General features: G+C 65.7%; 19 protein-coding genes. 12 read left to right on the forward strand and 7 right to left on the reverse strand.

The features are described 5' to 3' along the window. Positions 1 to 18 precede the first annotated feature (18 nt). Positions 19 to 423 (forward strand): group II truncated hemoglobin, encoded by a 405-nt coding sequence (locus FG94_RS18780; RefSeq protein ID WP_036214788.1) that lies wholly within the window; start codon positions 19 to 21, stop codon positions 421 to 423. A 3-nt stretch (positions 424 to 426) separates the two neighbouring features. Then, complete coding sequence (locus FG94_RS18785; protein ID WP_036214672.1) at positions 427 to 1,740, forward strand: DNA recombination protein RmuC; 1,314 nt, start codon at positions 427 to 429, stop codon at positions 1,738 to 1,740. Positions 1,741 to 1,794: 54 nt separating this feature from the next. Here FG94_RS18785 and FG94_RS18790 read toward each other — a convergent pair whose 3' ends face one another. The 5 genes from FG94_RS18790 to FG94_RS18810 form a co-directional block, all read right to left on the reverse strand. Then, complete coding sequence (locus FG94_RS18790) at positions 1,795 to 2,328, reverse strand: transposase (protein ID WP_036214673.1); 534 nt, start codon at positions 2,326 to 2,328, stop codon at positions 1,795 to 1,797. An 84-nt stretch (positions 2,329 to 2,412) separates the two neighbouring features. Then, entirely contained in the window at positions 2,413 to 4,284 is a 1,872-nt protein-coding gene (gene glp / locus FG94_RS18795; protein WP_036214676.1) for a gephyrin-like molybdotransferase Glp, read from the reverse strand. Between the two features lie 12 nt (positions 4,285 to 4,296). After that, entirely contained in the window at positions 4,297 to 5,406 is a 1,110-nt protein-coding gene (gene moaA, locus FG94_RS18800; protein WP_036214678.1) for a GTP 3',8-cyclase MoaA, read from the reverse strand. After that, entirely contained in the window at positions 5,399 to 6,718 is a 1,320-nt protein-coding gene (gene chrA / locus FG94_RS18805; RefSeq protein ID WP_081926075.1) for a chromate efflux transporter, read from the reverse strand. Before chrA ends, moaA begins: the two co-directional genes overlap by 8 nt. Before the next feature lie 251 nt (positions 6,719 to 6,969). Next, the gene (locus FG94_RS18810; protein ID WP_036214683.1) at positions 6,970 to 10,017 is read right to left on the reverse strand and encodes an Rne/Rng family ribonuclease; all 3,048 of its coding nucleotides are present in this window, start codon (positions 10,015 to 10,017) and stop codon (positions 6,970 to 6,972) included. A 674-nt stretch (positions 10,018 to 10,691) separates the two neighbouring features. Here FG94_RS18810 and FG94_RS18815 point away from each other — a divergent pair. From FG94_RS18815 to FG94_RS18830, 4 genes are all read left to right on the forward strand, one after another. Further along, positions 10,692 to 11,681, forward strand: coding sequence for an RluA family pseudouridine synthase (locus tag FG94_RS18815; protein WP_152571038.1), 990 nt, complete (start codon positions 10,692 to 10,694; stop codon positions 11,679 to 11,681). A 131-nt stretch (positions 11,682 to 11,812) separates the two neighbouring features. Beyond that, entirely contained in the window at positions 11,813 to 12,472 is a 660-nt protein-coding gene (locus tag FG94_RS18820; RefSeq protein ID WP_036214688.1) for an HAD-IIIA family hydrolase, read from the forward strand. Positions 12,473 to 12,474: 2 nt separating this feature from the next. Beyond that, entirely contained in the window at positions 12,475 to 12,849 is a 375-nt protein-coding gene (locus tag FG94_RS18825; protein ID WP_036214690.1) for a Rieske 2Fe-2S domain-containing protein, read from the forward strand. 52 nt (positions 12,850 to 12,901) lie between these two features. Further along, positions 12,902 to 13,915, forward strand: a complete 1,014-nt coding sequence (locus FG94_RS18830; RefSeq protein WP_036214693.1) for a S49 family peptidase — start codon at positions 12,902 to 12,904, stop codon at positions 13,913 to 13,915. A 219-nt stretch (positions 13,916 to 14,134) separates the two neighbouring features. Here the strand turns inward: FG94_RS18830 and FG94_RS18835 are convergent, their stop codons facing one another. Next, the gene (locus tag FG94_RS18835; protein WP_036214695.1) at positions 14,135 to 14,401 is read right to left on the reverse strand and encodes a hypothetical protein; all 267 of its coding nucleotides are present in this window, start codon (positions 14,399 to 14,401) and stop codon (positions 14,135 to 14,137) included. A gap of 312 nt (positions 14,402 to 14,713) precedes the next feature. Here FG94_RS18835 and FG94_RS18840 point away from each other — a divergent pair, with 312 nt between their 5' ends. Then, on the forward strand, positions 14,714 to 15,427 hold the full coding sequence (locus tag FG94_RS18840) for a pseudouridine synthase (RefSeq protein WP_036214697.1): 714 nt from the start codon (positions 14,714 to 14,716) through the stop codon (positions 15,425 to 15,427). A gap of 115 nt (positions 15,428 to 15,542) precedes the next feature. Here FG94_RS18840 and FG94_RS18845 read toward each other — a convergent pair whose 3' ends face one another. Then, on the reverse strand, positions 15,543 to 16,814 hold the full coding sequence (locus FG94_RS18845) for an ROK family transcriptional regulator (RefSeq protein ID WP_081926076.1): 1,272 nt from the start codon (positions 16,812 to 16,814) through the stop codon (positions 15,543 to 15,545). Positions 16,815 to 17,318: 504 nt separating this feature from the next. Here FG94_RS18845 and FG94_RS18850 point away from each other — a divergent pair. From FG94_RS18850 to FG94_RS18870, 5 genes are all read left to right on the forward strand, one after another. Beyond that, positions 17,319 to 20,345, forward strand: coding sequence for a TonB-dependent receptor (locus FG94_RS18850; protein ID WP_229445988.1), 3,027 nt, complete (start codon positions 17,319 to 17,321; stop codon positions 20,343 to 20,345). Between the two features lie 262 nt (positions 20,346 to 20,607). Then, positions 20,608 to 21,321 (forward strand): SapC family protein, encoded by a 714-nt coding sequence (locus tag FG94_RS18855; protein WP_036214700.1) that lies wholly within the window; start codon positions 20,608 to 20,610, stop codon positions 21,319 to 21,321. Continuing rightward, entirely contained in the window at positions 21,311 to 22,324 is a 1,014-nt protein-coding gene (locus FG94_RS18860) for a cupin-like domain-containing protein (protein WP_036214702.1), read from the forward strand. The genes FG94_RS18855 and FG94_RS18860 overlap by 11 nt, the downstream gene beginning before the upstream one ends. 127 nt (positions 22,325 to 22,451) lie before the next feature. Next, positions 22,452 to 23,555, forward strand: a complete 1,104-nt coding sequence (locus FG94_RS18865; protein WP_036214705.1) for a phospholipase A — start codon at positions 22,452 to 22,454, stop codon at positions 23,553 to 23,555. Between the two features lie 187 nt (positions 23,556 to 23,742). Beyond that, positions 23,743 to 24,729: a fumarylacetoacetate hydrolase family protein gene (locus FG94_RS18870; protein ID WP_036214707.1), complete on the forward strand. Its 987-nt coding sequence runs from the start codon at positions 23,743 to 23,745 to the stop codon at positions 24,727 to 24,729. Positions 24,730 to 24,945 lie beyond the last annotated feature (216 nt).

Here is a 24,945-nt window from a genome sequence, read left to right on the forward strand (position 1 = left end):
GCGCGCTATCATGGCGGCATGTCCGAACCGAATACCCTTGACACACAAACCCTCTACGAGGTGATGGGCGCCGCCGAGCGCCTGCGCGAACTGGTCGACCGCTTCTACGACCTGATGCAGCTGGAACCGGAATTCGCCGGCATCCACGCCATGCACCCGCAACCCAACGACAGCTCGCGCGAAAAGCTGTTCATGTTCCTGTCCGGCTGGATGGGCGGTCCCGATCTCTTCGTCGAACGCTACGGCCACCCGCGCCTGCGCGCGCGACACCTGGGGTTCGCCATCGGCACCAAGGAGCGCGACCAGTGGCTGCGCGCCATGGCCTGGGCAATGGAAGACCTGGGCTACGACGAGGACCTGCGCATGCGCCTGATGCAGTCCTTCTACAACACTGCCGACTGGATGCGGAACAAGGCCGACTGACGCATGGGTATCACCGAACTCCTGATCCTCCTTGCTGCGCTCGTGATCATCGCCCTGCAGCTGGTGCTGCTGTTGCGCGCACGTGCCAACGGCGACGGCCGCCACATCGAGCGCCTGGAGCGCGAGCTGCGGCTCGAGATGCAATCCACCGCCCAGGCCACGCGCCAGGAAGTGGCGGGGCACATGGGCCAGTACCATGCCGCTAGCGTGCAGCAGTTCGACGGCATGCGCCAGCAGATGCAATTGCAATCGAGTGCCGGCCGCGAAGAGCAGGCGCGCGCCCTCAAGCGCTTCGCCGACACCCTGCAGCTGACCCTGTCGAACCTCACAGAATCGAACGCCCAGCGCATGCTGGAAGTGCGCGGCACGCTGGAAACCAAGATCCGCGACCTGCAGAACGATAACGCCAAGCGTCTAGAGGAGATGCGCCAGACCGTCGACGAGAAGCTGCACGCGACCCTCGAGACGCGCCTGACCGAATCGTTCAAGCAGGTCAGCGAGCGCCTGGAAAAGGTGCACCAGGGCCTGGGCGAGATGCAGCAGCTGGCGATCGGCGTGGGCGATCTCAAGCGAGTACTCACCAACGTCAAGACCCGCGGCACCTGGGGCGAAGTGCAGCTCGAGATGCTGCTCGAGCAGGTGCTCACCAATGACCAGTACGCCAAGAACGTCGAGACCATCGCGGGCAGCGGCGCACGGGTCGAGTTCGCGATCAAGCTGCCCGGCGTGGTCGATGGCGGCCCGCCGCTGTGGCTGCCGATCGACGCCAAGTTCCCGAAGGAGCAGTACGAACGCCTGCTGGAAGCGGCCGAGATGGCCGATGCCGAGGGCGTGGCGCGCGCCGGCGCCGAGCTGGAACGCGCCGTGCGGGTGGAAGCGAAGACGATCTGCGAAAAGTACGTGTCGCCGCCGCAGACCACCGATTTCGCGATCCTGTTCCTGCCGACCGAAGGCCTGTATGCCGAAGTGATGCGCCGTCCCGGCCTGGCCGACGACCTGCAGCGCAGCTTGCGCGTGACGATCGCCGGCCCGTCGACCCTGAGCGCGCTGCTCAACAGCCTGCAGATGGGCTTCCGTACGCTGGCGCTGGAGAAGCGTTCGTCCGAGGTGTGGCAGGTGCTGGGTGCGGTGAAGACCGAATTCACCAAGTTCGGCGACGTGCTGGCCACCACCAAGGCGACGCTGGAGAAGGCCGCCAAGAACATCGAAAGCGCCGAAGTGCGCAGCCGCCAGATGGCGCGCAAGCTGAAGTCGGTAGAAGCGCTGCCGAGCGAGGCGGCGCAGCTGATGCTGGGCTCAGATCCGCAGGACCCGTAGGGTGGGCGGCTTTGCCGCCCACGCGGTCAGCCGGCGCAAGCGCCGTCGCTGCGCTTATTCGAAGCGCATATCTTCGCATGCAGGATTGCCGCCCCAATTCGGAGCATAAATTCCCGCCCGAACGTAGCGTGCGAACGTCGAGTACGGCCACGCTGACGCTGCCTTGACCAAGCCATGCTTGACTGGATTGAAATGGATGTAGTCGACGTGTCGCTCCATATCGACTTCGTCCCGAATCTGATGCTCCCAGAATCGCCGCTGCCAGATCGGCGCCTCGCGTTGGCGTCGTCGCGATAGCGATAGTGTCGCCTCGTACAAATCACGGCACTTGTAGGACACTTCATGCTTGATCTGTGACCAGCGTGTAGAAAAATTCATGTCGCCATCTGGCAGCGTCCAAATGCAGTGCAGGTGATCTGGCATGAGGACCATCGCATCGATCTGGAACGGTAGGCGAAGACGTACCTTCTCGATGGCAGAACGCAGAGCCTCGCGTACGGGTTCATCGCAAAGGATGGGGCGCCGGCCATGGGTGACGACCGTGAAAAAGAATGATGTACCCGTTATGGCGCGGCGGTAGCAAGACATCGGCGCATAGTACGGCAGCGCTGGATGAAAGATGTGTGGTTGATCAAACGTGAGTTGGCCGCGTGGGCGGCGAAGCCGCCCACCCTACATTAATCCCTCGAACACGAGCACATCGACCATGTCGCCCGCCGCGACATTGCCCTGCTCGTCGTGCAGCACCACCATGCAGTTCGCCTCGGACATCGAGCGCAGGATGCCCGAGCCCTGCGAGCCGGTGATGCGCACTTCCGGCTGGCCATCTGCGCCAGGCGCGAGGATGCCGCGCTGGTATTCGGTGCGGCCGGGCTTCTTGCGGATCGCGCCGCCTGAGCGCGCGCGCAGCAGCGGCAGCGGGGCTTCGGCGCCCATCATGCGCAGCAGGGCCTCGCGCGCGAAGAAGTAGAAGGACACCATCACCGCCACCGGATTGCCCGGCAGCCCGAACAGGAAGGCGCTGCGGCCGTTCGAATGGACGCGGCCGAAGGCCAGCGGGCGTCCGGGACGCATGCCGATCTTCCAGAAGGTCACGTCGCCCAGCTTGGCCATGATCTGCTTGGTGTAGTCGGCCGCGCCGACCGACACGCCGCCCGAGGTGATGATGGCGTCCGCGTTCTCGCAGGCGCTGCGCAGGGCCTCTTCCAAGGCTTGCGGGTCGTCGCGCACGACACCCATGTCGATGATGTCGCAGCCCAGGCGCTGCAGCATGCCGTAGATGGTGTAGCGGTTGCTGTCGTAGACGCAGCCTTCACCCAGCGGCTCGCCGACCGAGCGCAGTTCGTCGCCGGTCGAGAAGAAGGCCACGCGCAGGCGGCGCTGCACCGCGACTTCGGCGATACCGAGCGAGGCCATCATGCCGAGATCGGCGGGGCGCACCACGCGGCCCGCTTGCAAGGCCGGGCTGCCGGCCTTCAGGTCTTCGCCGGCGAAGCGGCGGTTGTCGCCCGCGCGGATCACGCCGGCGGGCAGGGTGACGGTCTCGCCTTCCTGGGTGACGAATTCCTGCGGCACGACGCTGTCGCAACCTTCCGGCATGACACCGCCCGTCATGATGCGCACGCACTCGCCCGCGGCGGGAACCAGGCCGGAAGCATTGCCGGCGTAGGTCGTGCCGATCACGCGCAGCGTCACCGGTGCGTCGGCGCGCAGGTCTTCGCCGCGCAGCGCGAAACCGTCCATGGCCGAGTTGTCATGCGCCGGCACGTTGATCGGCGAGATCACGTCCTTGGCGAGCACGCGGCCGAGTGCGGCGCGCAGCGCGACTTTTTCCACTGCGCGCACCGGCTGCACGAATTCGCGGATGATGTGCTGGGCGTCGCGCACGGGCAGGGCGTCGGGATCGTAGCCGGACAGGCAGCTCGTCACCTTCGCCAGGCTCAAGGGCAGCGTGTCGTCGAAGCCTTGCAGTTCTTCCAGCGTGTTGATGTTGCGGAAAGCGTCGGCATCCTCGAACAGCACCTCGACCGCCTTCAGGTCCTTGTACCAGCCGTCCATGCGGCGTCCGCCCTCGAGCAGGTATTGCGACAGCACCGGCAGCCGGCTCGCCTTCACCAGGCAGAACACCGGATGGGGCTGGGGCCGCATGCCCGGCTCCTGGGTGACGGCAAAGGCGAGGTCCGCATCGTGTTCTTCGACCGCGGCGCTCAGGCGCTCGGCCAGGTCGGGAGGCAGGAAGGGCGAATCGCAGGGCACCGCCAGCAGCCAGGGCGTGACGCAGTGGCGCAGGCCGGCTTCCAGGCCCGCCAGCGGTCCCGCGAAGCCGGGCGTTTCGTCCTGCCAAACCGGCGCGGCCAGCTCCAGCCAGCTATCGATGTTGCGGTTGGCATTGACCATGACCGAGCCGACCTGCGGCAGCAGGCGCTCGATCGCGTGCTGCGCCATCGGTTTGCCGCGGAAGGGCTGCAGGCCCTTGTCCACATTGCCCATGCGCGAGCCACGGCCGCCCGCCAGGATGAGTCCCGTGATGAGTTTCTTGTCCATGTGAGCCCGAAATTAACCGCCGATATACGACATCTCGACCTTCTTGCCGCCGTGCGCCAGCCCCGACGACTCGACGGTGCGCGTTTCCGAATAGCGGTCGGCGCGCCCGCGCCACAGCTGGGCGATCGCGCCCGCGATGTCGGCGTCGCTGCGTTGGCCGCGCAGCAGGGAGCGCAGGTCGTGGCCGCGGGTGGCGAACAGGCAGGTGTAGAGCTTGCCCTCGGTGGACAGGCGCAGGCGGGTGCAGTCGTGGCAGAAGGCTTGCGTGACGCTGGAGATGACGCCGACTTCGCCGCTGCCGTCCAGGTAGCGCCAGCGGGCGGCGGTCTCGCCGCTGTAGTTGGCGGCAAGCGGCGCGAGCGGCAATTCAAGCCCGATCTGGCGCACTACTTCGGCGGAAGGGATGACTTCGTCCATGTTCCAGCCGTTCGAGGCGCCCACGTCCATGTATTCGATGAAGCGCAGGATGAAGGGCGAACCCTTGAAGTGGCGCGCCATCGGCAGGATCTGGTCCTCGTTGGTGCCGCGCTTGACCACCATGTTGACCTTGATCGGCCCCAACCCGGCGGCGTGCGCCGCATCCAGGCCGTGCAGCACGTCGGCCACCGCGAAGTCGACGTCGTTCATGCGCCGGAACACCGTGTCGTCCAGCGCGTCGAGCGAGACCGTGACGCGGTCCAGGCCGGCATCCTTCAGGGCCCGGGCCTTGCGCGCCAGCAGCGAGCCGTTGGTGGTGAGCGTGAGGTCGAGCGGGCGCCCGCTGGGCGTGCTCAGGGAACGCAGCATGCCGACCAGGCCTTCGAGGTTCTTGCGCAGCAGCGGCTCGCCGCCGGTCAGGCGGATCTTCTCGACGCCGTGGGCGATGAACAGGCGCGCCACGCGCGTGATTTCTTCGAAGGAGAGCAGGTCGCCGTGCGGCAGGTAGGCGTAGTCCTTGTCGAAGACCTCTTTCGGCATGCAGTAGACGCAGCGGAAGTTACAGCGGTCGGTCACCGAGATGCGCAGGTCGTGCAGCGGCCGGCCCAGGGCGTCCAGGAGGAGACCGCTTGGCGCTTCCAGCGCGCCCGGGACCGCCATCGCGGGCGAACGCAGGTCGGTAATCGGAATGATTTTGTCAGGCATGCCAATACGATAGCACGACCCCCGCCAGCGCACAGACGGCGATCAGCTTGATCGGCCCCACCTTGTAGCGCAGCAGGGCGATGCTGGCGGCGGCGCCGATGGCGATCGCCCCAGGCCGGACCTGGCCGCCGGCAAAGAACACGTGCTGGCCGAAGAACACGGCCAGGCTGGCGACCACCCCGACCACGGCGGCGGAGATCGCGGTCAGCGGCGCCGTCAGCCGCACGTTGCCGCGCCCCGACTCGACCAGCGGTCCGCCGGCCAGGATGAAGACGAACGAGGGCAGGAAGGTGAACAGGCTCGCTACCAGTGCGCCGGCGATGCCGCCCAGGGCCAGCGCGTCCGGGCCGAACAGCGCATGGGTCCAGCCGCCGACGAAGCCGACGAAGGCCACGATCATGATCAGGGGACCGGGCGTGGTCTCGCCCAGCGCCAGCCCGTCGATCATCTGGGTGGCGCTGAGCCAGCCGTACTTCTCGACCGCGCCCTGCACCACGTAGGGCAGCACGGCATAGGCGCCGCCGAAGGTCATCAGGGCGGCCTTGGTGAAGAACCAGCCCATGCGCGCCAGCGTCCCATCCACGCCATACACGGCGGCAAGCACGAGCCAGGCGGCGAGCGCCAGGCCGATGCCGATGAGCAGGGCCTTGAGCAGGGCACGCAGCGAGAAGCGGGCGTGCGCCGGGCTGGGTGTATCGTCGTCGATCAGGGCGGGGCCATAGTGCTTGCGGTCGGCCGGGTGTCCGCCGCCGGGCTGGAAGCGCTGGGGCCAGAGACGGCCGCCGGCGAAGCCGGCCGTTGCTGCGGCCAGCACGATCAGCGGGAAGGGAATGTCGAGCAGGGCGATGGCGACGAAGGCCAGCGCGGCGATGGCGGCGAGCATGCCGTTGCGCAGGGTGCGCGTGCCGATGCGCCAGGCGGCGGCGATGACGATCGCCACCACGGCCGGCTTGATGCCGGCCATGATGCCGGCGATGACCGGCAGGTGGCCCCAGGTGAGGTAGATCCAGGACAGGCCGGTCAGGAGGACCAGCGAGGGCAGGATGAACAGCAGCCCGGCCAGGATGCCGCCCCAGGTGCGGTGCAGGAGCCAGCCGATGTAGACCGCCAGCTGGGTCGCCTCGGGGCCGGGCAGCAGCATGCAGTAGTTCAGGGCGTGCAGGAAGCGCTGCTCGGAAATCCAGCGGCGGCGCTCGACCAGTTCGCCGTGCATCAGGGCAATCTGGCCGGCGGGGCCGCCGAAGCTGATGAAGCCGAGCTTGAGCCAGTAGAGCAGGGCTTCGCGGAAGCTGATGGGGGCGGGGGATTGCATGCTTGTCATCGTAACCCAGCAATATGACTTATTGCTTGCGGGCGCGACTTCGGTGAGGAAATTGGATCCCGGCCTGCGCCGGGATGACGGTCTTTAGGCCAAGTGAACAAAATTGGTGCGACGTTTAGCCACTACCTCAAGCACGTCGTTCCGGCGAAGGCCGGAACCCAATTTTGCTGGCGTACCGTGAACGCCAAACAAAAAGGGAAGCCCGGTGGGCTTCCCTTTTCGCTACGACAGCAAGCTAGCGCTTACTGGCGCGTATCCACCTGGATCAGCGGCTCGTCCACCGGCGCCTGGACCGGCTTGCGGGCGCGGCCGACGCGCTGCGGAGGATTGGCCTGGGCGGCGGCTTCCTGGGCGGCGCGCAGCTTTTCCGGATCGGTCGATGCGAGCTGCAGGCCGGCCTTGGACAGCAGGTCGTTCATGTCGATCGGCGCGGCGCTCGGTGCAGGAGCCGGTGCCGGCGCAGCGGCGACGGGCGCCGGGGCTGCCTGCACAGGCTCGGCAGCCACCGGAGCGACCGGAGCAACCGGAGCAACCGGAGCAACCGGCGCAGCCGGTGCTTCAGCCACAGGCGCCGGTGCCGGCTCTGCAGCCGGGGCGGCCGGGGCCTTCAGGGCAGCCATCGATGCCGCGGTCGGGAAGACCCACGGACCACGTTCCACTGCCGCAGCCACTGCCGGAGCAGCTTCGGCAACCGGTGCCGGCGCGGCAACCGGAGCCGGTGCAGCCGCAGCAGCCACGGCGTCCGCTTCGGCCTTCGCCTTGGCAGCCACCGATGCAGCGGTCGGGAAGGGCCACGGACCCTGTTCGCCGGCAGCCTTCGCCTTCGGCGCAGACTTGGCCTGGGCCGCGACCTTGGCGGCTTCCTCGTCGGCGACCGGCGTGAAGGCCGGGGCGCCGTCGATGCCTTCTGCCGATTCCATACCTTCGACCTGGTCACGGTCGCGGCGGTTGCGGTTGCGGCCACCGCGGCGGCGGCGGCGGCGCGGCTCGTCGCCGCCTTCGGCGTCCAGTTCCTCGCCGTTGGCGCCCGGTGCTGCCACTTTCACCGCGTGGTCCAGCACGTCGCCGTGCGGGGTGGTGGTCGACAGTTCGCTTTCGTCGCTCGGGGCCGGGACGGCCTGCAGCTTCAGCTCTTCCGCCTTGGCTTCGACCGGCTGCTGGACGGCGCGCTCGGTGCGCTCGCCACGCGGCTGGCGCGGTGCGCGTTCCTTGCGTTCGCCCGGCTCGCGCTCGGCGCGCGGCGCGGCCGCTGCGGTGTCGAGCTGCTCACGCGGCTCGCGCGGTGCGCGTGCTTCGCGCGGCTCACGCTTCTCGCGCGGCTGGCGGGCCGGCTTGGCTTCGGCTTCCACCGGCTTGACGCCTTCTTCAAGCTTGGCAGTCAGGTCGCGCTCGTCGCGGTCACGGCCACCCTTGGCGCCGCGGCCGTTGCGGGTGCGCTGGCCATTGCGGCCGGCGCGTTCGCCGCGCTCGGCTGCAGCTGCCGGTGCGGCCGGCTTTTCAGCCACCACGGGCGCCGGTGCCGGCGCCGGCGGGATCGGCTCGCCCATGAAGAATTTCTTGATGCGGGCGAAGAAGCCCAGCTCGCTTGGTGCCGGTGCGGCTGGCGCCGGAGCCGCGACCGGGGCTGCCGGGGCGGCGGCCTTGGCCGGCTTGGCCGCTTCGCTGCGGTCCACCATCGGGGCCGGCTGGGCCGGGGTGATGGTCTTGACCACGGCTTCCTGGCGCGGCTTGGCTTCTTCCTTCTGGCGCTTGGCGAAGCCCATGTCGGTCTCGGCCGATTCCGCCATGGTGTAGCTGGCGGCGGCGTCTTCCAGGCGCGGGTCGTCGTGCTTGATGCGCTCGAGCTTGTAGTGCGGGGTGTCCAGATGCTTGTTCGGGATCAGGATCACGGTGATGCGGTGGCGGTTCTCGATCTTGAGCACTTCGCCGCGCTTCTCGTTCAGCAGGAAGGCGGCGACGTCGACCGGCACCTGCACGTGGATCGCGGCCGAGTTCTCCTTCATGGCCTCTTCCTGGATGATGCGCAGGACTTGCAGGGCCGAGGATTCGGTATCGCGGATGTGGCCGGTGCCCGAGCAGCGCGGGCAGGTCACGTGCGAGCCTTCCGACAGGGAAGGACGCAGGCGCTGGCGCGAGAGCTCCATGAGGCCGAAGCGCGAGATCTTGCCCATCTGGACGCGTGCACGGTCATGGTGCAGGGCTTCCTTCAGGCGGCTTTCCACCTCGCGCTGGTTCTTGGCCACTTCCATGTCGATGAAGTCGATCACGATCAGGCCGCCCAGGTCGCGCAAGCGCAGCTGGCGGGCCACTTCGTCGGCCGCTTCGCAGTTGGTGTTGAAGGCGGTGGTTTCGATGTCGGAGCCGCGCGTGGCGCGTGCCGAGTTGACGTCGATGGAAACCAGGGCTTCGGTGTGGTCGATGACGATCGCGCCGCCCGATGGCAGCGGCACGGTGCGCGCGTAGGCGGTCTCGATCTGGTGTTCGATCTGGAAGCGCGAGAACAGCGGCACGTCGTCGCTGTAGCGCTTCACGCGGTGCGCCATGTCCGGCATCACGTGCGACATGAATTGCTGCGCCTGGTCGAAAATCTCGTCGGTGTCGATCAGGACTTCGCCGATGTCCGGCTGGAAGTAGTCGCGGATCGCGCGGATCACCAGCGAGCTTTCCTGGTAGATCAGGAACGGACCGGCGGCCGACTTGCCGGCGCCTTCGATCGCGCGCCACAGCTGCATCAGGTAGTTCAGGTCCCACTGCAGTTCTTCGACCGTGCGGCCGATGCCGGCGGTGCGGGCGATGACCGACATGCCCTGCGGCAGGTCGAGCTTGTCCATGGTTTCGCGCAGTTCCTGGCGCTCTTCACCTTCGACGCGGCGCGACACGCCGCCGCCGCGCGGGTTGTTCGGCATCAGGACCAGGTAGCGGCCGGCCAGCGAGATGAAGGAGGTCAGTGCGGCACCCTTGTTGCCGCGTTCCTCTTTCTCGACCTGGACCATGATTTCCTGGCCTTCCTTGAGGGCTTCCTTGATCGTGCAGTTACGCACGTCGACGCCATCGCGGAAATAAGAACGGGCAACTTCCTTGAAGGGGAGGAAACCGTGGCGGTCTTCGCCGTAGGAAACGAAGCAGGCTTCGAGGGAGGGTTCGATGCGGGTGATGACACCCTTGTAGATATTGGACTTGCGTTGCTCGCGACCGGCGGTCTCGATATCGATGTCGATCAGCTTCTGGCCGTCGACAATCGCTACGCGCAGCTCCTCTTGCTGCGTAGCATTAAACAACATGCGTTTCATTTTTATTAACTCCGCGACCCGAAGGCCGTGTCATGCCGCGCTGGTTAGGCGCGGCGAAAGTACAGGGAATGTACGCGGAGAAGGAATGCTGGAGGGGGGAATACCCGGAACGGGGCAGGGCGACGCAATGCATCGCTGCCGCACGGGGCGCAGTGGAGTCGAACGTCATTGTCTACGCACGCCGCAACCAGCAGCTGGTCCGCCTGCCACCACGTTGGGGTGGGCACGGCGGAGACAGCGGGGCGGTGTGCAACAACGAGCCAAACCGTAGCCAGCGAACAACCAAGACTTCGATACCGAGGCGATCAATCAGCCTTCCGTAACGCTCAGCCTTCAGGTGAGGCTGACATCGGGTCGGGCCACAACGACAAGCGTTATCGACACCATCAACCGGCGAGCCGCGAACGGCGCGGCTTGCCGGTACTTATCCATACAAATCCAAACAGTCCATCCTGCATCCAGCCACCCAACCCGATTGCAACTGCAGGTGCAACCCTGATTCGCGCCTGAATGTGCGTACACGTTTTTTTCCACCGAATTTGCTCATGGCGGGGCCGGTGGAGCGCGCCCCTGTGTAAAATATCGTTTTAATTCTTACACCAGCAGAGGTTTGACCGCCGCCTGTCGATTATATATTCAAAATGAAGGACTTAGAGAGAATTTCTGGGAAGACAATGCGAACAGTGGTACAGAACGATGTTGTTCCCCCTTCATCACAGCCAACAATCCAGGCGCAGTTCGTGACAATCACCGAGGAAGAGGCCGGCCAGCGCATCGATAACTATCTGTTGCGCGTCTGCAAAGGCGTCCCGAAAAGCCACATCTACCGCATCCTCCGTTCGGGGGAAGTGCGGGTCAACAAGGGCCGCATCGACCAGCTGTACCGCCTCGTCGAAGGCGACCTGGTGCGCATTCCGCCGATCCGCATCGCCGAGAAGGCCAGCCAGCAGGCCACGCCCGGCGTCGAGTTCCCGATCGTGTTCGAGGACACGCACCTGCTCGTCATCGACAAGCCGGCCGGCGTCGCCGTGCACGGCGGCTCGGGCGTGTCCTATGGCGTCATCGAGCAGCTGCGCGCGGCGCGGCCGCAGGCCAAGTTCCTGGAACTGGTGCACCGGCTCGACCGCGAGACATCGGGCCTGCTGCTCATCGCCAAGAAGCGCTCGGCCTTGACCAACCTGCACGACCAGATGCGCGACGGCGTGACCGACAAGCGCTACCTCACCGCGGTGCTTGGCGACTGGACCAACAAGCGCCAGCATGTAAAGCTCCCTTTACATAAATTCACGACGCCGGACGGCGAGCGCCGCGTGGTGGTGCAGGCCGGCGGCCAGGAAGCGCACACGGTGTTCAACCTGAAGCGCAAGTGGAAGGACTTTGCCCTGCTCGAGGCCGAGCTCAAGACCGGCCGCACGCACCAGATCCGCGTGCACCTGGCCTCGAGCGGCTTTCCGATCCTCGGTGACGAGAAATACGGCGATTTTGCATTGAACAAGCAGCTTCAGAAGGCAACTGCCGAGCGCGGGGCGCTCAAGCGCATGTTCCTGCACGCTTACCAGATCACGTTTACCCACCCCGACACCGGCCAGCCGCTGACCTTGCGCGCGCCGCTGCCGGCCGAGTGCGACCGATTCTTGGTAAGCTTGGGGCAACCACTTATATAAATATAGAAACGTAGGGTGGGCGGGTTCCCCGCCCACGCGGTGATTGTTGAGGATTGAATGGCCGATCACGATGATCTTGCAGCTGGTTGACCGCGTGCGCGGGAGACCCGCCCACCCTACAAAAACATACAATGCCAAGAAAGCAATTTGACCTGATCGTTTTCGACTGGGACGGCACGCTGATGGACAGCACGGCGGCGATCGTCCGCTGTATCCAGTCGGCGGCCCGCGACCTCGGGCTGCCGGTACCGAGCGACGCCTCGGCCTCGCACGTGATCGGCCTCGGCCTGTCCGAGGCCATGCAGGCGGTGCTGCCGGACATCGACCCGGTGCTGTACCCGCGCATGGTGGAGCGCTACCGCTACCACTTCCTGACCAAGGACCACGAACTGGTGCTGTTCAAGGGAGTTCGCGAGATGTTGACCGATCTTGCGCAGCAGGGCTACTTCCTGGCGGTGGCCACGGGCAAGAGCCGCGTGGGCCTGAACCGCGCCATGAACGCGGCCGGCCTGCTGGCCATGTTCGACGCCACCCGCTGCGCCGACGAGACCTTCTCCAAGCCGCACCCGGCCATGCTGCAGGAACTGACGCGCGAACTGGGCCAGGACCTGCGCCGCACCGTGATGATCGGCGACACCACCCACGACCTGATGATGGCGAACAATGCCGGCGCCGCCGGTATCGCGGTCGAATTCGGCGCCCATCCGGTGCACCAGCTGCAGGCCTGCGAGCCGATCTTCTCGGCCCGCTCGATCCCTGAGCTGCACACCTGGCTGCTGGAAAACGCGTAACGATGACCGACGATAGCAGCCTGTTCGTATGCGAAGCATCCGCGCTGCTCGACGGCGGCAAGGGTGTGCGCTTTCCGGTTATTGCCTTTGGGCATCCGGCGACCGGCTTTGTGGTACGTTATGCGGGTAAACCATTTGCTTACCTGAACCGTTGTGCGCACGTACCCATCGAACTCGACTGGTCGGAGGGCGATTTTTTCGAGTCGAGCGGCCTGTACCTGATGTGCGCGACCCACGGGGCGGTGTACCAGCCGGACACCGGCAAGTGCGCCGGCGGACCGTGCCGCGGCGGCCGGCTGCGGCCGATCGCCGTGAGCGAACGGGATGGCGGCATCTGGTGGCAGCCCGATGAGATGGTGTGCGCGCCCGCGCCGTGAATGGCGCGGACGCCCTGTAGTGTAACAATATCGAAACCGGAATGTTGAGCGAATGAGCGAGCAAGCGAGTCACGACCACGATCCCTCCAGCCAGGCCGACAAACGGCTTGCCGCCGATCCCAGCATCGGCAACTGGGAACGCGCGACCCTCGAAAAACTGGTGTTTGCCACCGTGCAGGAGCGCCGCGCCGCGCGCCGCTGGGGCATCTTCTTCAAGCTGAGCTTCCTGCTGGTCGCGATCCTGGCACTGGTCACGTATTACGATTCCAGCATCGGCTTCGGCGGCGACGAAAACCTGGGCCGCCACACGGCCTTGATCGAAATCAACGGCGAGATCGAAGCCGAAGGCAGCGGCGCGGCCGACACCGTGATCCCCTCGCTGAACAAGGCCTTTTCCGACGCCGGTTCGGCCGCGGTGGTACTGCGCATCGACAGCCCGGGCGGCAGCCCGGTGCAGGCCGGCATCATCGTCGACGAGATCCAGCGCCTCAAGCGCGGCTACCCGGACAAGCCCCTGTACGTGGTGGTGGACGAGATCTGCGCCTCGGGCGGCTACTACATCGCCTCGGCGGCCGACCGCATCTATGTGAACAAGGCCTCGATCGTCGGTTCGGTGGGTGTGCTGATGGACAGCTTCGGCTTTGTCGGCACCATGGAAAAGCTGGGCGTCGAGCGGCGCCTGCTCACCGCCGGCGAGAACAAGGGCTTCCTCGACCCGTTCAGCCCGCAGTCCGACAAGCACAAGGCGCACGCCCAGGCGATGCTGAACGAAATCCACCAGCAGTTCATCTCGGTGGTGCGCGCCGGCCGCGGCAAGCGCCTGAAGGAAACCCCGGAAACCTTCTCCGGTCTGTACTGGACCGGGGAACGGGCAGTGGCGATGGGCCTGGCCGATGGCTACGGCACCGTCGACACCGTGGCGCGCGACATCGTCAAGGCCGAGGACATCGTCGACTACACCGCCCACGAGGGCTTGCCGGAGCGTGTGCTGAAGAAATTCGGCGCGGCAGTGGGCAATGGCGCGGTGAAGGCCGCCTACAAGGGAGCTGTTCCGCAGCTTCGTTGATATTTTGCTTGCATCCTGCGGAACATGTTCTATATTGAGGTGGTGCGACTCGAGGGCGGACTGGCAAGACAGCAAACGTCATCGCCACCCGGATCGAGAGCCGCACCCCAACTGCACACCAGGTGCAGCTTCGAGAGAATTCAATTCCTCACAGTAGTGATCCTTCTCAGGAAGTGGAAACGACGGCCTTGGCCGTCGTTTTCATTTACTGGGCAGGAACTACGTGCAGGTACCGATCTGCTGGGTATCGCCATCGCGCACCGGCTGGCAGCCGGCAGGCCGCGCAGCAGGCAGCGCACGGGAGACATCCTCGTACTGGCTGAAGCCGCCGCGATCGAGCCAGGCCTGGAAATCGCGCCGGGCAGCGGCATACCAGGCGGCACGCAGCGCCGGCGCACCATGATGCAGGTGGGGAATGTGGCCACCATGCTGCCAGCGCGACAGCGCCAGCCGGGTGGGGAACAGGGCAGCATGGAATCTGGCCATCTGGCGCCGCTCGGCAGGATCGGCTGCTTGCGGAAGAACTCCATCGGTCGGTTGCGCGTCGGTATGCACGGTCTTGTCCTATTAGTCTGGGCGAGGACGTATGCGCTAAAGATATCCTCGTGTCGTTAGGTGGATTCCTAACGCGTTGAAGTCTATCAATCAGAATCTTCCTAGGCTTGACGCGCATCAAATGTGCGGAAGCATCCGAAGGCCTGTCGGAATATTACTTACCTCAAATGGGTAATCAGCGCCAGGGAAACGGGCGCGGGCAGCGCTTTGTCGGGACAGCCCCTTCTGTTAAAGTGGCGCCCCATGAGCAAACTATCCCTGGACCGGATCCTGCAATCGCAGGGATTCGGCACCCGCAAATACTGCCGCGCGCTGATCGAGGACGGCGACGTGCTGGTCAACGGCGCGGTCGAAGACAATTACAAGGCCACGTTCGATACGACCGACCTGGTGCTGACGGTGTTCGACGAGGAGTGGCGCTACCGCGAACACCTCTATCTTGCGCTGTACAAGCCGGCCAACTACGAGTGCTCGCGCAAGCCGAGCCACCACCCCGGCGTATTGACCCTGCTGCCCGAGCAGTTCGGGTGGCGCGAGGTGCAGCCGGTCGGCCGCCTCGACCACGACACCACCGGACTGCTCCTGATGTCGGACGACGGCCCCTTCATCCACGCCCAGTCCTCGCCCAAGCGCCACGTGCCCAAGGTTTACCAGGCCACCACCGCCGAGCCGGTCACCGAGGCGCTGGTCGAGCAGATGCTGGCCGGGGTGCAGCTGCACGACGAGCCGGCGCCGCTCAAGGCGGTATCCTGCGTGCAGCGCGGCGAGCACCTGCTCGAGATCGTGCTGGAGCAGGGCAAGTACCACCAGGTCAAGCGCATGCTGGCGGCCGCGGGCAACCATTGCAGCGCGCTGCACCGTTCGCAGATCGGCGGGCTGACGCTGGAATCGCTCGGGCTCAAGGAAGGGGAGTGGTGCTACCTGGAGCCGGAACAGCTGGCGCTGCTGGTGCCGTAGGGTGGGCGGCTATGCCGCCCACGCGGTGATAGTTAGCAGCAAGATCATCCGGCACGAACGCGGAGCAGTCAACAATCACCGCGTGGGCGTTCCTAATTCCGGGCATTGCCCGAAATTACCCCGCCCACCCTACGGGCTCCAGTCCAAACGGCCGCACCTGGCGCCCCGCCTTTTCCACCCGCCGCGCCATGCTCTGCAGGTCGAGCGGCCGGGTGAGCCGGTGGCGCGCCAGCGCCGCGGCGCCGACCGCGACCGCATCCGCGCCGAAGCGCGAAGTGCGGATCTCCGGCGCATTCAGGAGCGCGGCATCGGCGTAGCCGGCCAGCACCCGGCGTGCCGGCGCGATCAGGGTGTCGCCCAGGCTGAGCGCCGGCCCGCCGATGACGATCGCCATCGGGTCGAACGCGGCCCACAGGTTGTTCAGCAGTACCCCGAGCTGTTCCCCGGCCGCGCTCACCGCCGCGCAGGTCTGCTGCTGTCCCTGCGCCACCTTCTCGAACAGCCGCTCGAGCGCCGCACGGCTCGGCTTCTCGGCGCCCAGCAATGAGCCCAGCCCGATCAGCGCGTCCGCGCAGCCGCGGCGCCCGCACGAGCAGCGCGGCCCGTTGGCCTGCAGGATCGCGTGCCCGACTTCGCCCGCGAAACCGTTCAGGCCGGTAAGCAGGTTGTCGCCGACGATCACGCCGGCGCCCACGCCATAGCCGATCGACAGGTAGACCAGTGGGTCGGTGCCCGACTGCCCGGTGAATTCGAACTCGGCCAGCGCCGCGACGTTCGCCTCGTTCTGCATGTACAGCGGCAGCCCGTCCAGCGGCGTGCCGGCGAAATGCGCGCGCAATTGGCTGTCCACGTCGACGTTGCGCCAGCCCAGGTGGGGCGCATAGCGCAGCATGCCGAGCGTCTCGTCCACCCCCCCATGCAGGCCGACGCCGACGCCCAGCACCTGGCGTGCGCCGCTTGTCCCGGTCGAGCGCCCGAGCCGGCGCGCCAGCCGTACCAGCCCGCCAGCCACCAGCTTGATGCAGGACGCCGGGTCGGCGCTGTCGTCGTAGCTGACCACGCGTGTGTCGAGCACTTCGCCGAGGAGGTTGGTGGCGAGCACGCGCGCTTCGTCCACGCCGATCTCCGCGCCGAGCAGGGCCAGGCGGCCCGGATCGAGGTGCAGCGGCGTCGCGCGCCGGCCCACTTCGCCGGTGGCGATCAGCTCGCGCTCGGTCAGCCAGCCTTCGTCCACCAGGTCGCGCACCAGCATGCTGATCGTCGACTTGGTCAGCCCCAGCACCTCGGCCAGCGAGGCGCGCGACAGTCCAGGCTGGGTGCTGACCTGCCGCACCAGGGCCATCCGGTTGAGTTGCTTGAGTAATTGGTGGTCACCGGTGACGGGCATGGGTCAATAAAGGTAAGTGAGTGTGAAGATTATGCAACACCAGCAGTCACACAAAAAAATTTTTACGCGTATGCACGGCCGGATGGAGCATGGCAAGTATAACCACCTCCTTGCAGAAATATCACTGATCCGGAAAAACGCGAAGTCCTTGATTTTGCTGTGAAATCGATTTCATAAATCATCTCGAGCGCACGGTCGACAGCGCCAATTAGCTAGCCCGGCGACCCTTAGATCGTATCCACAATGAATTTTTTGTATTGACTCATGGTGTTTTAACACGAAGTTCGTTTGTTCGACGAATTGACTAATTCAAACATCGCCTTTACTCTTTCGTCAATACAAAAAGTCCGAGCGGCAATTTATAAGCCAAGGCGATGCAGCAATCGCACGCGGCACAAACGGACACGGCCCCACTACAAAGTTCCAATCAGGTGTTTTCGATGACACCACCAGCGGCACGTTCCCACCCGGGCGCGGCCATATTTGTAGAAGAGAGGAGACACAGTGCTGCACACATCAAAAAAGGGTAATTCGCGCTACCCGGGTACCAAGCGTCGTTTGATCACCCTGGCCGTGGCGAGTGCCTGCGCCACCCTGGTCGCTCAGGCGCATGCGCAGGAAGCGAACACCGCCGCCGTCGCCAACGCGGCCGATCCGGCCAACACCGCGGCCCCCACCGCCGCCAACACCGTGGTCGTGACCGGCATCCGCGCCGCCATGCAGTCGACGCTGAACCTGAAGCGCAATTCGGACGGCTTCGTCGACGGCATCGCGGCCGACGACATCGGCAAGTTCCCCGACACCAACCTGGCCGAAGCGCTGCAGCGCATCAGCGGCGTGTCGATCGACCGCAACCGCGGCGAAGGCGCCCTGGTCACCGTGCGCGGCGTCGGCCCGGACCTGAACCTGGTGCTGCTCAACGGCCGCCAGATGCCGACCGCGAACCTGGGCGATCAGTCCGGCCGCGCCTTCGACTTCAGCAACCTGGCGGCGGAAGCCGTGTCGCAGATCCAGGTGTACAAGAGCGTGCGTGCCGACGTCACCCCGGGCGGCATCGGCGCCACCCTGAACGTCATGACCGGCCGTCCGCTCGACCTCGGCAAGCAGGCCAGCTTCGGGGCCAAGGTGATGTACGACGAGTCGAACAACAACCTGCCCGACCAGAACAAGGCCAGGCGCTCGGCCACCCCGGAAATCTCCGGCCTGTACAGCAATACCTGGAACGACGGCATGTTCGGCCTGTCCGCCAGCGCCAGCTACCAGGAACGCAACATGGGCATCAACACGGCCGCCATCATCAACGGCTGGCTGGGCCCGTTCAAGATGGGCGATACGAGCGACGGCGCGATCCCGCAGCCGAACAACCCGAACTTCGTCAACATCAAGAACCCGCCGAGCGGCAACGACCTGTACCTGTCGCCACAGAACATGTCGTACAAGATGAATGGCTACCAGCGCCAGCGCACCAACGGCCAGCTGACCTTCCAGTTCCGCCCGGTCAAGGAGCTGACCACCACCCTGGACTACACCTTCGCCGAGAACAAGCTCCAGCATCGCTACAGCGAGCTGTCCGCCTGGTTCGGTCACAACATGGACATCCAGGGCGCCCAGTTCAGCGGCGGCCCGCTTTCCTCGCCGCTGTACTACGAAGAGCGCTACACCAGCCCCCAGGACATCTCGATGAACGGCGGCGACTCCGCCCGCAAGTCGACCCTGAACTCGCTCGGCTTCAACACCCAGTGGCGCGCCACCCCGGACCTGACCCTGAGCTTCGACGCCCACCACTCGGTGGCCGAAGCGAAGTCGGACAGCCCCTACGGCTTCAACAACGACCTGGCCACCGCCAGCTTCAGCCGCGGCATCACGCGCGCCGATTTCACCAGCGAGATGCCGGTGCTGTCGATCCAGGGCGCCGACTTCGTCGGCAGGCCGCACCAGGTCGCGGGCTCGTGGTTCCAGGATGGCCGCAACGAAATGACGCTCGACCAGGCCCAGCTGGGCGGCAAGCTGAAACTGTTCGAAAGCTCGGGCCTGAACTTCGGGGTGGCCTTCACCAAGAACAAGAACGAGTCGATCTTCCAGCAGGTGCAGCGCGATACCTGGGGCGGCACCGTGCCGGTCACGTCGAATGCCTATGACCAGAGCTTGTGGCACGCGGATAACCTGCGCAACTACTTCAGCAAGCTCGGCGGCGCGGACAATCCAGCCCTGTTCACCCAGATCCACCCCTTCGATTTCGAAGGCGTGCGCAACGCCGCCATTGCGATCACCGGCGACCGCGCCGGCTACACCCCGAGCCTGGCCAACCCGGCCTACGACCGCACCACGATCGAGAAGACCAAGTCGCTCTACTTGCAGTTCAACACCGACTGGGACACCGCGATGCCGATGCACACCGGGATCGGTTTCCGCTACGAGCAGACCCGGGTCTCGTCGACCGGCCTGACCAAGGTGCCGACCGGCATCCGCTGGATCTCGGAAAACGAGCTGCCGGTCGACTTCGGATCGCAGACCTTCGAGACGCTGGAAGGCAAGTACAACAACTTCCTGCCGAGCATTGACTGGGACATCGAGCCGCGCTCCGACATGAAAGTGCGCGCCAGCTATGGTGTGTCGATCGGCCGTCCGCGCTACGACCAGATCGCCGGCGGCAGCACCTACGGCACTACCGCCAGCGTCACCGGCGTGACGGTCAGCCGCGGCAACCCGGCGCTGGAGCCGGTCAAATCCAAGAACCTGGACCTGTCGGCCGAGTGGTACTACAACAAGCAGAGCATGCTCTCGCTGGGCCTGTTCCACAAGAAGCTGACCGACTACACGGGTTCGACCGTGATCACCGAGGGTTCGCCGAGCGCGACCACGCCGGTGGGCGGGGCCTACTGGAATGCGGCGGTGGCCTCCGGCTGCTCGGTCTCGAACCGGATCTGCATCCGCAACTACATCCTGCGCAATTACGCCGGCCAGCCGGGCGTGACCTACACCGGCGACAACTCGGCCGGCGTGGCCCAGGGCACGATCACCGGGGTCGCGGGCAATCCGGCGCTGCCTTACCAGGTGTCCACCCTGGTCAACTCGCAGGGCGACACCCTGAAGGGCGCGGAGGTCAACTGGCAGCACATGTTCGCCAACGGCTTCGGCTTCCAGGCCAACTACACCTATGTGAAGTCGGGCCTGACCTATGACGATCTGGGCGTGGGCAACCAGTTCGCGCTGGTCGGCCTGTCGGACTCGGCCAACATCGTCGGCATCTACGAAGACACGAACTGGTCGGTGCGCGCAGCCTACAACTGGCGCGACCGCTTCCTGTCCTCGACCGCCGACAACGGCAAGCCCAACCCGAGTTATGTCGAGCCCTACGGCCAGCTGGACCTCTCGATCGGCTACAACCTCAGCAAGAACCTGAGCCTGTCCCTCGAGGCGATCAACGTCAACGACGCGACCCAGCGTGTCCATGGCCGCTCCGAGATGCAGGTGCTGCAGGTATCGACCGGCGGCCGCCGCTACATGGTGGGCGCCCGCTACAAGTTCTAAGTTCTTGGTGCCGGGCGGCACCCGCTGCCGCCTTTCCGACAGGCCGTGTTCGTGCCAATGCCAGTCATTCAGGAGGTTCTGTAGGGTGGGCGGGTTCCCCGCCCACGCGGTGATAGTTGCAGTAGTAGCAGTCGTACAGGCTGCAGTACCGTGATTTGACCGCGTGGGCGGGAGACCCGCCCACCCTACGAATGACAGATATTGGTTCTTCCTGCGGCCTGTTTTTTTACATGCATGGCTTCGCCTGTGCGAAACTTCAATCATGAGCCAATCCGTTTTGCTGCACAGCCTGGAACACAAGGACCTGCGCGTCATTCCCGAACGCAGCGCCGCCTATGGCGACGACGTGATGTTCAGCCTGACTTTCCCGCAGGAGTTCCGCCAGGTCCAGGCCCATTACCCGATCGTCTTTCGCGCCAACGGCGACGCCGCCGGCTACGAGGCGCTGGCGCTGTTCGGCTTCGAGAGCGGGGAGAACCTGTTCCTGGGCCCGCAAGGCTGGGATGCCCACTACATCCCGCTGAACATCGAACGCCGGCCCTTCCTGATCGGCCGCCATGGCGACGAGCTGAACATCCACATTGACATCGACCACCCGCGCGTGAGCCGGACTGAGGGGCAGGAACTGTTCCTGCCCTACGGCGGCACCAGCCCCTACCTGGAACGCATCCATTCGGTGCTGCTGACCCTGCACCAGGGCCTGCAAGCCATGCCGGCCTTCGTGGACGCGCTGGTAGAGCACGCGCTGCTCGAATCCTTCGTTGCCGACATCGAGTTGAACGACGGCTCGCAGCACCGCCTGATGGGCTTTTATACGATTAACGAGGAGCGCCTGCAGGCGCTGCCGGGCGCCGCGCTCGAGCGCCTGAGCCGCGGCGGCCACCTGGAGGCGATCTACATGGCGGTGGCCTCGCTCGCCAACTTCCGCGACCTGATCGCGCGCCGCGAGCGTCGAGAGAGCCGCCATGCTGCCTGAACCCGCGCCGATCCGCGAGCTCGACCGCAGCGTGCCGGGTGTGCTCGGCGACGCACTGCTGACCTCGACCGAACCGGTGGTGCTGCGCGGGCTGGCGTCGAGCTGGCCGATGGTCGCCAGGGCGCACGCCTCGCAGCAGGAGGCGGGCGCCTACCTGCGCCGCTTCTACCGCGGCGAACAGGTGCTGGCCTTCCTGGGCGCGCCCGAGATGGCGGGGCGCTACTTCTACAACGAGGACCTGAGCGGCTTCAATTACGCCGCCATCAAGGCGCCGCTCGACAAGGTGCTGGAAGAACTGGAAGACCACAAGGACGACGTGCGCCCGCCCTCGGTCTACGTCGGTTCCACGATGATCGACCACTACCTGCCGGGCTTCCGTTCCGAGAACGACCTCGACCTGGGCGGGCGCGTGCCGCTGGTGAGCATCTGGATCGGCAACCGCTCGCGCATCGCCGCCCACTACGATGTGCCGGACAACATCGCGGTCGTGGCCGCGGGCCGGCGCCGTTTTACCTTGTTCCCGCCGGAGCAGGTGTCGAACCTGTACATCGGGCCGCTCGACTTCACCCCGGCCGGGCAGGCGATCAGCCTGGTCGACTTCGCCAAGCCCGACCTGGAGCGCTTCCCGCGCTTCGCGCAGGCCATGGAGCAGGCCCGGTCGGCCGAACTGGGGCCGGGCGACGCGCTCTTCATTCCCTCGATGTGGTGGCATCACATCGAAGCGCTCGAGCCCTTCAACGCGCTGGTGAATTACTGGTGGCGCCAGTCGGCGCCGCACATGGATTCGCCGGTAAGCAGCCTGATGCTGGCGCTGCTCACCATGCGCGATCTCCCGCCCGCCCAGCGGCGCGCCTGGCAGGAGCTGTTCCGCCACTACGTCTTCGAAAGCGATGGCAGCGAGGCGGCCCATATTCCGCCACGGGCGCGCCGGATGCTGGCCCCCCTGGACGCGGATGGCGCCCGCGCGCTGCGCATCCAGCTGCTGAACAGGTTGAACCGGTAGGGTGGGCGGCTGCAAACGGTGCGCCATCATCCCGGGTTTTCCGCGACACTGCTGTTGACAAACCGTCATGTCATGGGCACGCTTGCCCCTGTCATTGCGTCCATACAGCCGTTTCCGAAGAAAGCCCATGCATTTGAAGAAGATCCCCGCAGCCCTGCTGCCCGTCCTGCTCGCCACTCCAGCCTTCGCCCAACAGGCGACCCTAACGGTAACCCAGCAACTGGCCGACTGCACCAAGCTGGTTGACACCAGAGAGCGCCTGGCCTGCTTCGACAGCCTGGCGGCGGCCCATGGCGCCACGCCTGCCGCGCCCGCCGTCCTTGCCGCGCCGGCCCAGGGCTCGGAGGTCGCCTCCGTTCCCGGCCAGCAGCCGACCGCGTTCCCGGCCAAGCCGCAGCCGAACCCGGCCGCTTCGGTCGATCCGGCGGTCGAAGCGGCCGCCGAGTACACCATGGACTCGCACTGGGAACTGAACGAGAAGCACCGCCGCGGCATCTTCGTGTTCCGCCCGCACCGGCAGAACTACCTGATCGCGACCCGCACCCACCGCCCCAACGAGGCGCCCTACCAGCCTTTCCGCGCGGTCGACTTCACCGGCAAGCTGTCGCACGCCGAGCTGCAGTACCAGCTCGGCTTCAAGATGAAGGCGGTCGAGACGGCCTTCGAGCTGCCGATCGACGTGTGGTTCGGCTACACTCAGAACAGCTTCTGGCAGGCCGACAACAGCGAAGCTTCCAGCCCCTTCCGCGAGACCAACTACCAGCCCGAGGTGATGGTGGTGACGCCGCTGAATTTCAGCGTTTTCGGCGCCAACCTGAAGTACCTGAACCTGGGCCTGGTCCACCAGTCGAACGGCCAGACCTCGACCCTGTCGCGCAGCTGGAACCGGGTCTATGCCCAGGTCGGCATCGAGCGCGGCCGCTTCTCGATGACGGCGCGCGTGTGGAAGCGCCTGAACGAGCGGTTCGAGGACGATGACAACCCCGACATCATCGACTACATGGGCCGCGCCGAACTGTCCGGCACCTACCGGATGGACGGCCACGAGTTCAGCGCCATGCTGCGCCGTAACCTCTCGACCAGCAAGGGCGCGACCCAGCTCGGCTGGGCCTTCCCGCTGGCCGGCCCGCTCAAGGGCTATGTGCACTGGTTCTCGGGCTATGGCCAGAGCCTGATCGACTACAACTACTTCCAGCGCACCATCGGCGCCGGTGTCGTGGTGCGGTACTAGGCGGCCTTTGTAGGGTGGGCGGGTCTCCCGCCCACGCGGTGATCGCTATCGGCTCCGCTTTTGTGTCGGATGATCTTGGAGTTAACTATCACCGCGTGGGGTGTTCTGGTCCAGTGGACCAGAACACAAGCCGCCCACCCTACGAACCTCGTATAAAATTGCGGACTGCTAACAAGAGTCCGCTCACATGAAACTCGCCACGCTCAAGGACGGCACCCGCGACGGGATGCTGGTGGTCGTCTCGCGCGACCTGAAGACCGCCCATGTCGCCGACGGCATCGCGCCCACCCTGCAGGCCGCGCTCGACGACTGGGCTTTCATCGCGCCCCAGCTGGCCGAGCTGTCGCTGCTGCTCAATGAAGGCCGCGCCCGCCGTCCCTTCGACTTCGACCCAAGCGCCTGCATGTCGCCGCTGCCGCGCGCCTACCAGTGGGCCGACGGCTCGGCCTATGTCAACCACGTCGAACTGGTGCGCAAGGCGCGCAAGGCCGAGATGCCGGCCTCGTTCTGGGAGGACCCGCTCATGTACCAGGGCGGCAGCGATGACTTCATCGGTCCGATGGACGACATCGTGCTGTCGCACGAAGAGTGGGGCATCGACTTCGAGGCCGAGGTGGCGGTGGTCACCGGCGACGTGCCCATGGGATCGACGCCCGACGACGCGCACGGCCAGATCCGCCTGCTCATGCTGGCCAACGACGTCTCGCTGCGCAACCTGATTCCCGACGAACTGGCCAAGGGCTTCGGCTTCCTGCAGTCGAAGCCGGCAACCAGTTTCGCGCCGGTGGCGGTAACGCCGGACGAGCTGGGCGAGGCCTGGCGCGGCGGCAAGGTTCACCTGCCGCTGAGGTCGAGCTGGAACGGCAGGCTGGTCGGGCAGCCGGATGCCGGCACGGACATGGTCTTCAACTTCCCGCAGCTGATCGCGCACCTGGCCAAGAGCCGCAACGTGCGCGCCGGCAGCATCGTCGGCTCGGGCACGGTGTCGAACAAGGATGCGTCGAAGGGCTACTCCTGCATCGCCGAGCAGCGCTGCCTGGAGAGCATCGAGTTCGGCGAGCCGGTCACCCAGTTCATGCGCTTCGGCGACACCATCCGGATCGAGATGCTGGATGAGAAGGGGAAGTCGGTGTTCGGGGCGATCGAGCAGGCAGTCAAGCGGCTGGAACGCTGATGTGATGGGTTTTTCGTAGGGTGGGCGGGTCTGTATGGCACAGGGACATAGGTAACAGTCGTCTAGAGACATAGGTAACACCTTTTATGATCAGCGCACGACCAATAACTGGAGCGTGCGATGCCTTGGAAGGAGTGTTCCCGGATGGCCTCTCGTCTCGAATTTGTGGTGCTGGCAAGCGCACCAGAAGCCAACGTCAGCGCCCTGTGCCAGGCA

Source organism: Massilia sp. LC238, from assembly GCF_000735635.1.
Taxonomy (GTDB): domain Bacteria; phylum Pseudomonadota; class Gammaproteobacteria; order Burkholderiales; family Burkholderiaceae_D; genus Telluria; species Telluria varians.

Bases quoted from the DNA above. Each gene is read 5' to 3' on its own strand.
- FG94_RS18780 (WP_036214788.1), top strand. From the start codon at position 19: ATGTCCGAACCGAATACCCTTGACACACAAACCCTCTACGAGGTGATG.
- FG94_RS18785 (WP_036214672.1), top strand. From the start codon at position 427: ATGGGTATCACCGAACTCCTGATCCTCCTTGCTGCGCTCGTGATCATC.
- FG94_RS18790 (WP_036214673.1), bottom strand. From the start codon at position 2,328: ATGTCTTGCTACCGCCGCGCCATAACGGGTACATCATTCTTTTTCACG.
- glp (WP_036214676.1), bottom strand. From the start codon at position 4,284: ATGGACAAGAAACTCATCACGGGACTCATCCTGGCGGGCGGCCGTGGC.
- moaA (WP_036214678.1), bottom strand. From the start codon at position 5,406: ATGCCTGACAAAATCATTCCGATTACCGACCTGCGTTCGCCCGCGATG.
- chrA (WP_081926075.1), bottom strand. From the start codon at position 6,718: ATGCAATCCCCCGCCCCCATCAGCTTCCGCGAAGCCCTGCTCTACTGG.
- FG94_RS18810 (WP_036214683.1), bottom strand. From the start codon at position 10,017: ATGAAACGCATGTTGTTTAATGCTACGCAGCAAGAGGAGCTGCGCGTA.
- FG94_RS18815 (WP_152571038.1), top strand. From the start codon at position 10,692: ATGCGAACAGTGGTACAGAACGATGTTGTTCCCCCTTCATCACAGCCA.
- FG94_RS18820 (WP_036214688.1), top strand. From the start codon at position 11,813: ATGCCAAGAAAGCAATTTGACCTGATCGTTTTCGACTGGGACGGCACG.
- FG94_RS18825 (WP_036214690.1), top strand. From the start codon at position 12,475: ATGACCGACGATAGCAGCCTGTTCGTATGCGAAGCATCCGCGCTGCTC.
- FG94_RS18830 (WP_036214693.1), top strand. From the start codon at position 12,902: ATGAGCGAGCAAGCGAGTCACGACCACGATCCCTCCAGCCAGGCCGAC.
- FG94_RS18835 (WP_036214695.1), bottom strand. From the start codon at position 14,401: ATGGCCAGATTCCATGCTGCCCTGTTCCCCACCCGGCTGGCGCTGTCG.
- FG94_RS18840 (WP_036214697.1), top strand. From the start codon at position 14,714: ATGAGCAAACTATCCCTGGACCGGATCCTGCAATCGCAGGGATTCGGC.
- FG94_RS18845 (WP_081926076.1), bottom strand. From the start codon at position 16,814: ATGCCCGTCACCGGTGACCACCAATTACTCAAGCAACTCAACCGGATG.
- FG94_RS18855 (WP_036214700.1), top strand. From the start codon at position 20,608: ATGAGCCAATCCGTTTTGCTGCACAGCCTGGAACACAAGGACCTGCGC.
- FG94_RS18860 (WP_036214702.1), top strand. From the start codon at position 21,311: ATGCTGCCTGAACCCGCGCCGATCCGCGAGCTCGACCGCAGCGTGCCG.
- FG94_RS18865 (WP_036214705.1), top strand. From the start codon at position 22,452: ATGCATTTGAAGAAGATCCCCGCAGCCCTGCTGCCCGTCCTGCTCGCC.
- FG94_RS18870 (WP_036214707.1), top strand. From the start codon at position 23,743: ATGAAACTCGCCACGCTCAAGGACGGCACCCGCGACGGGATGCTGGTG.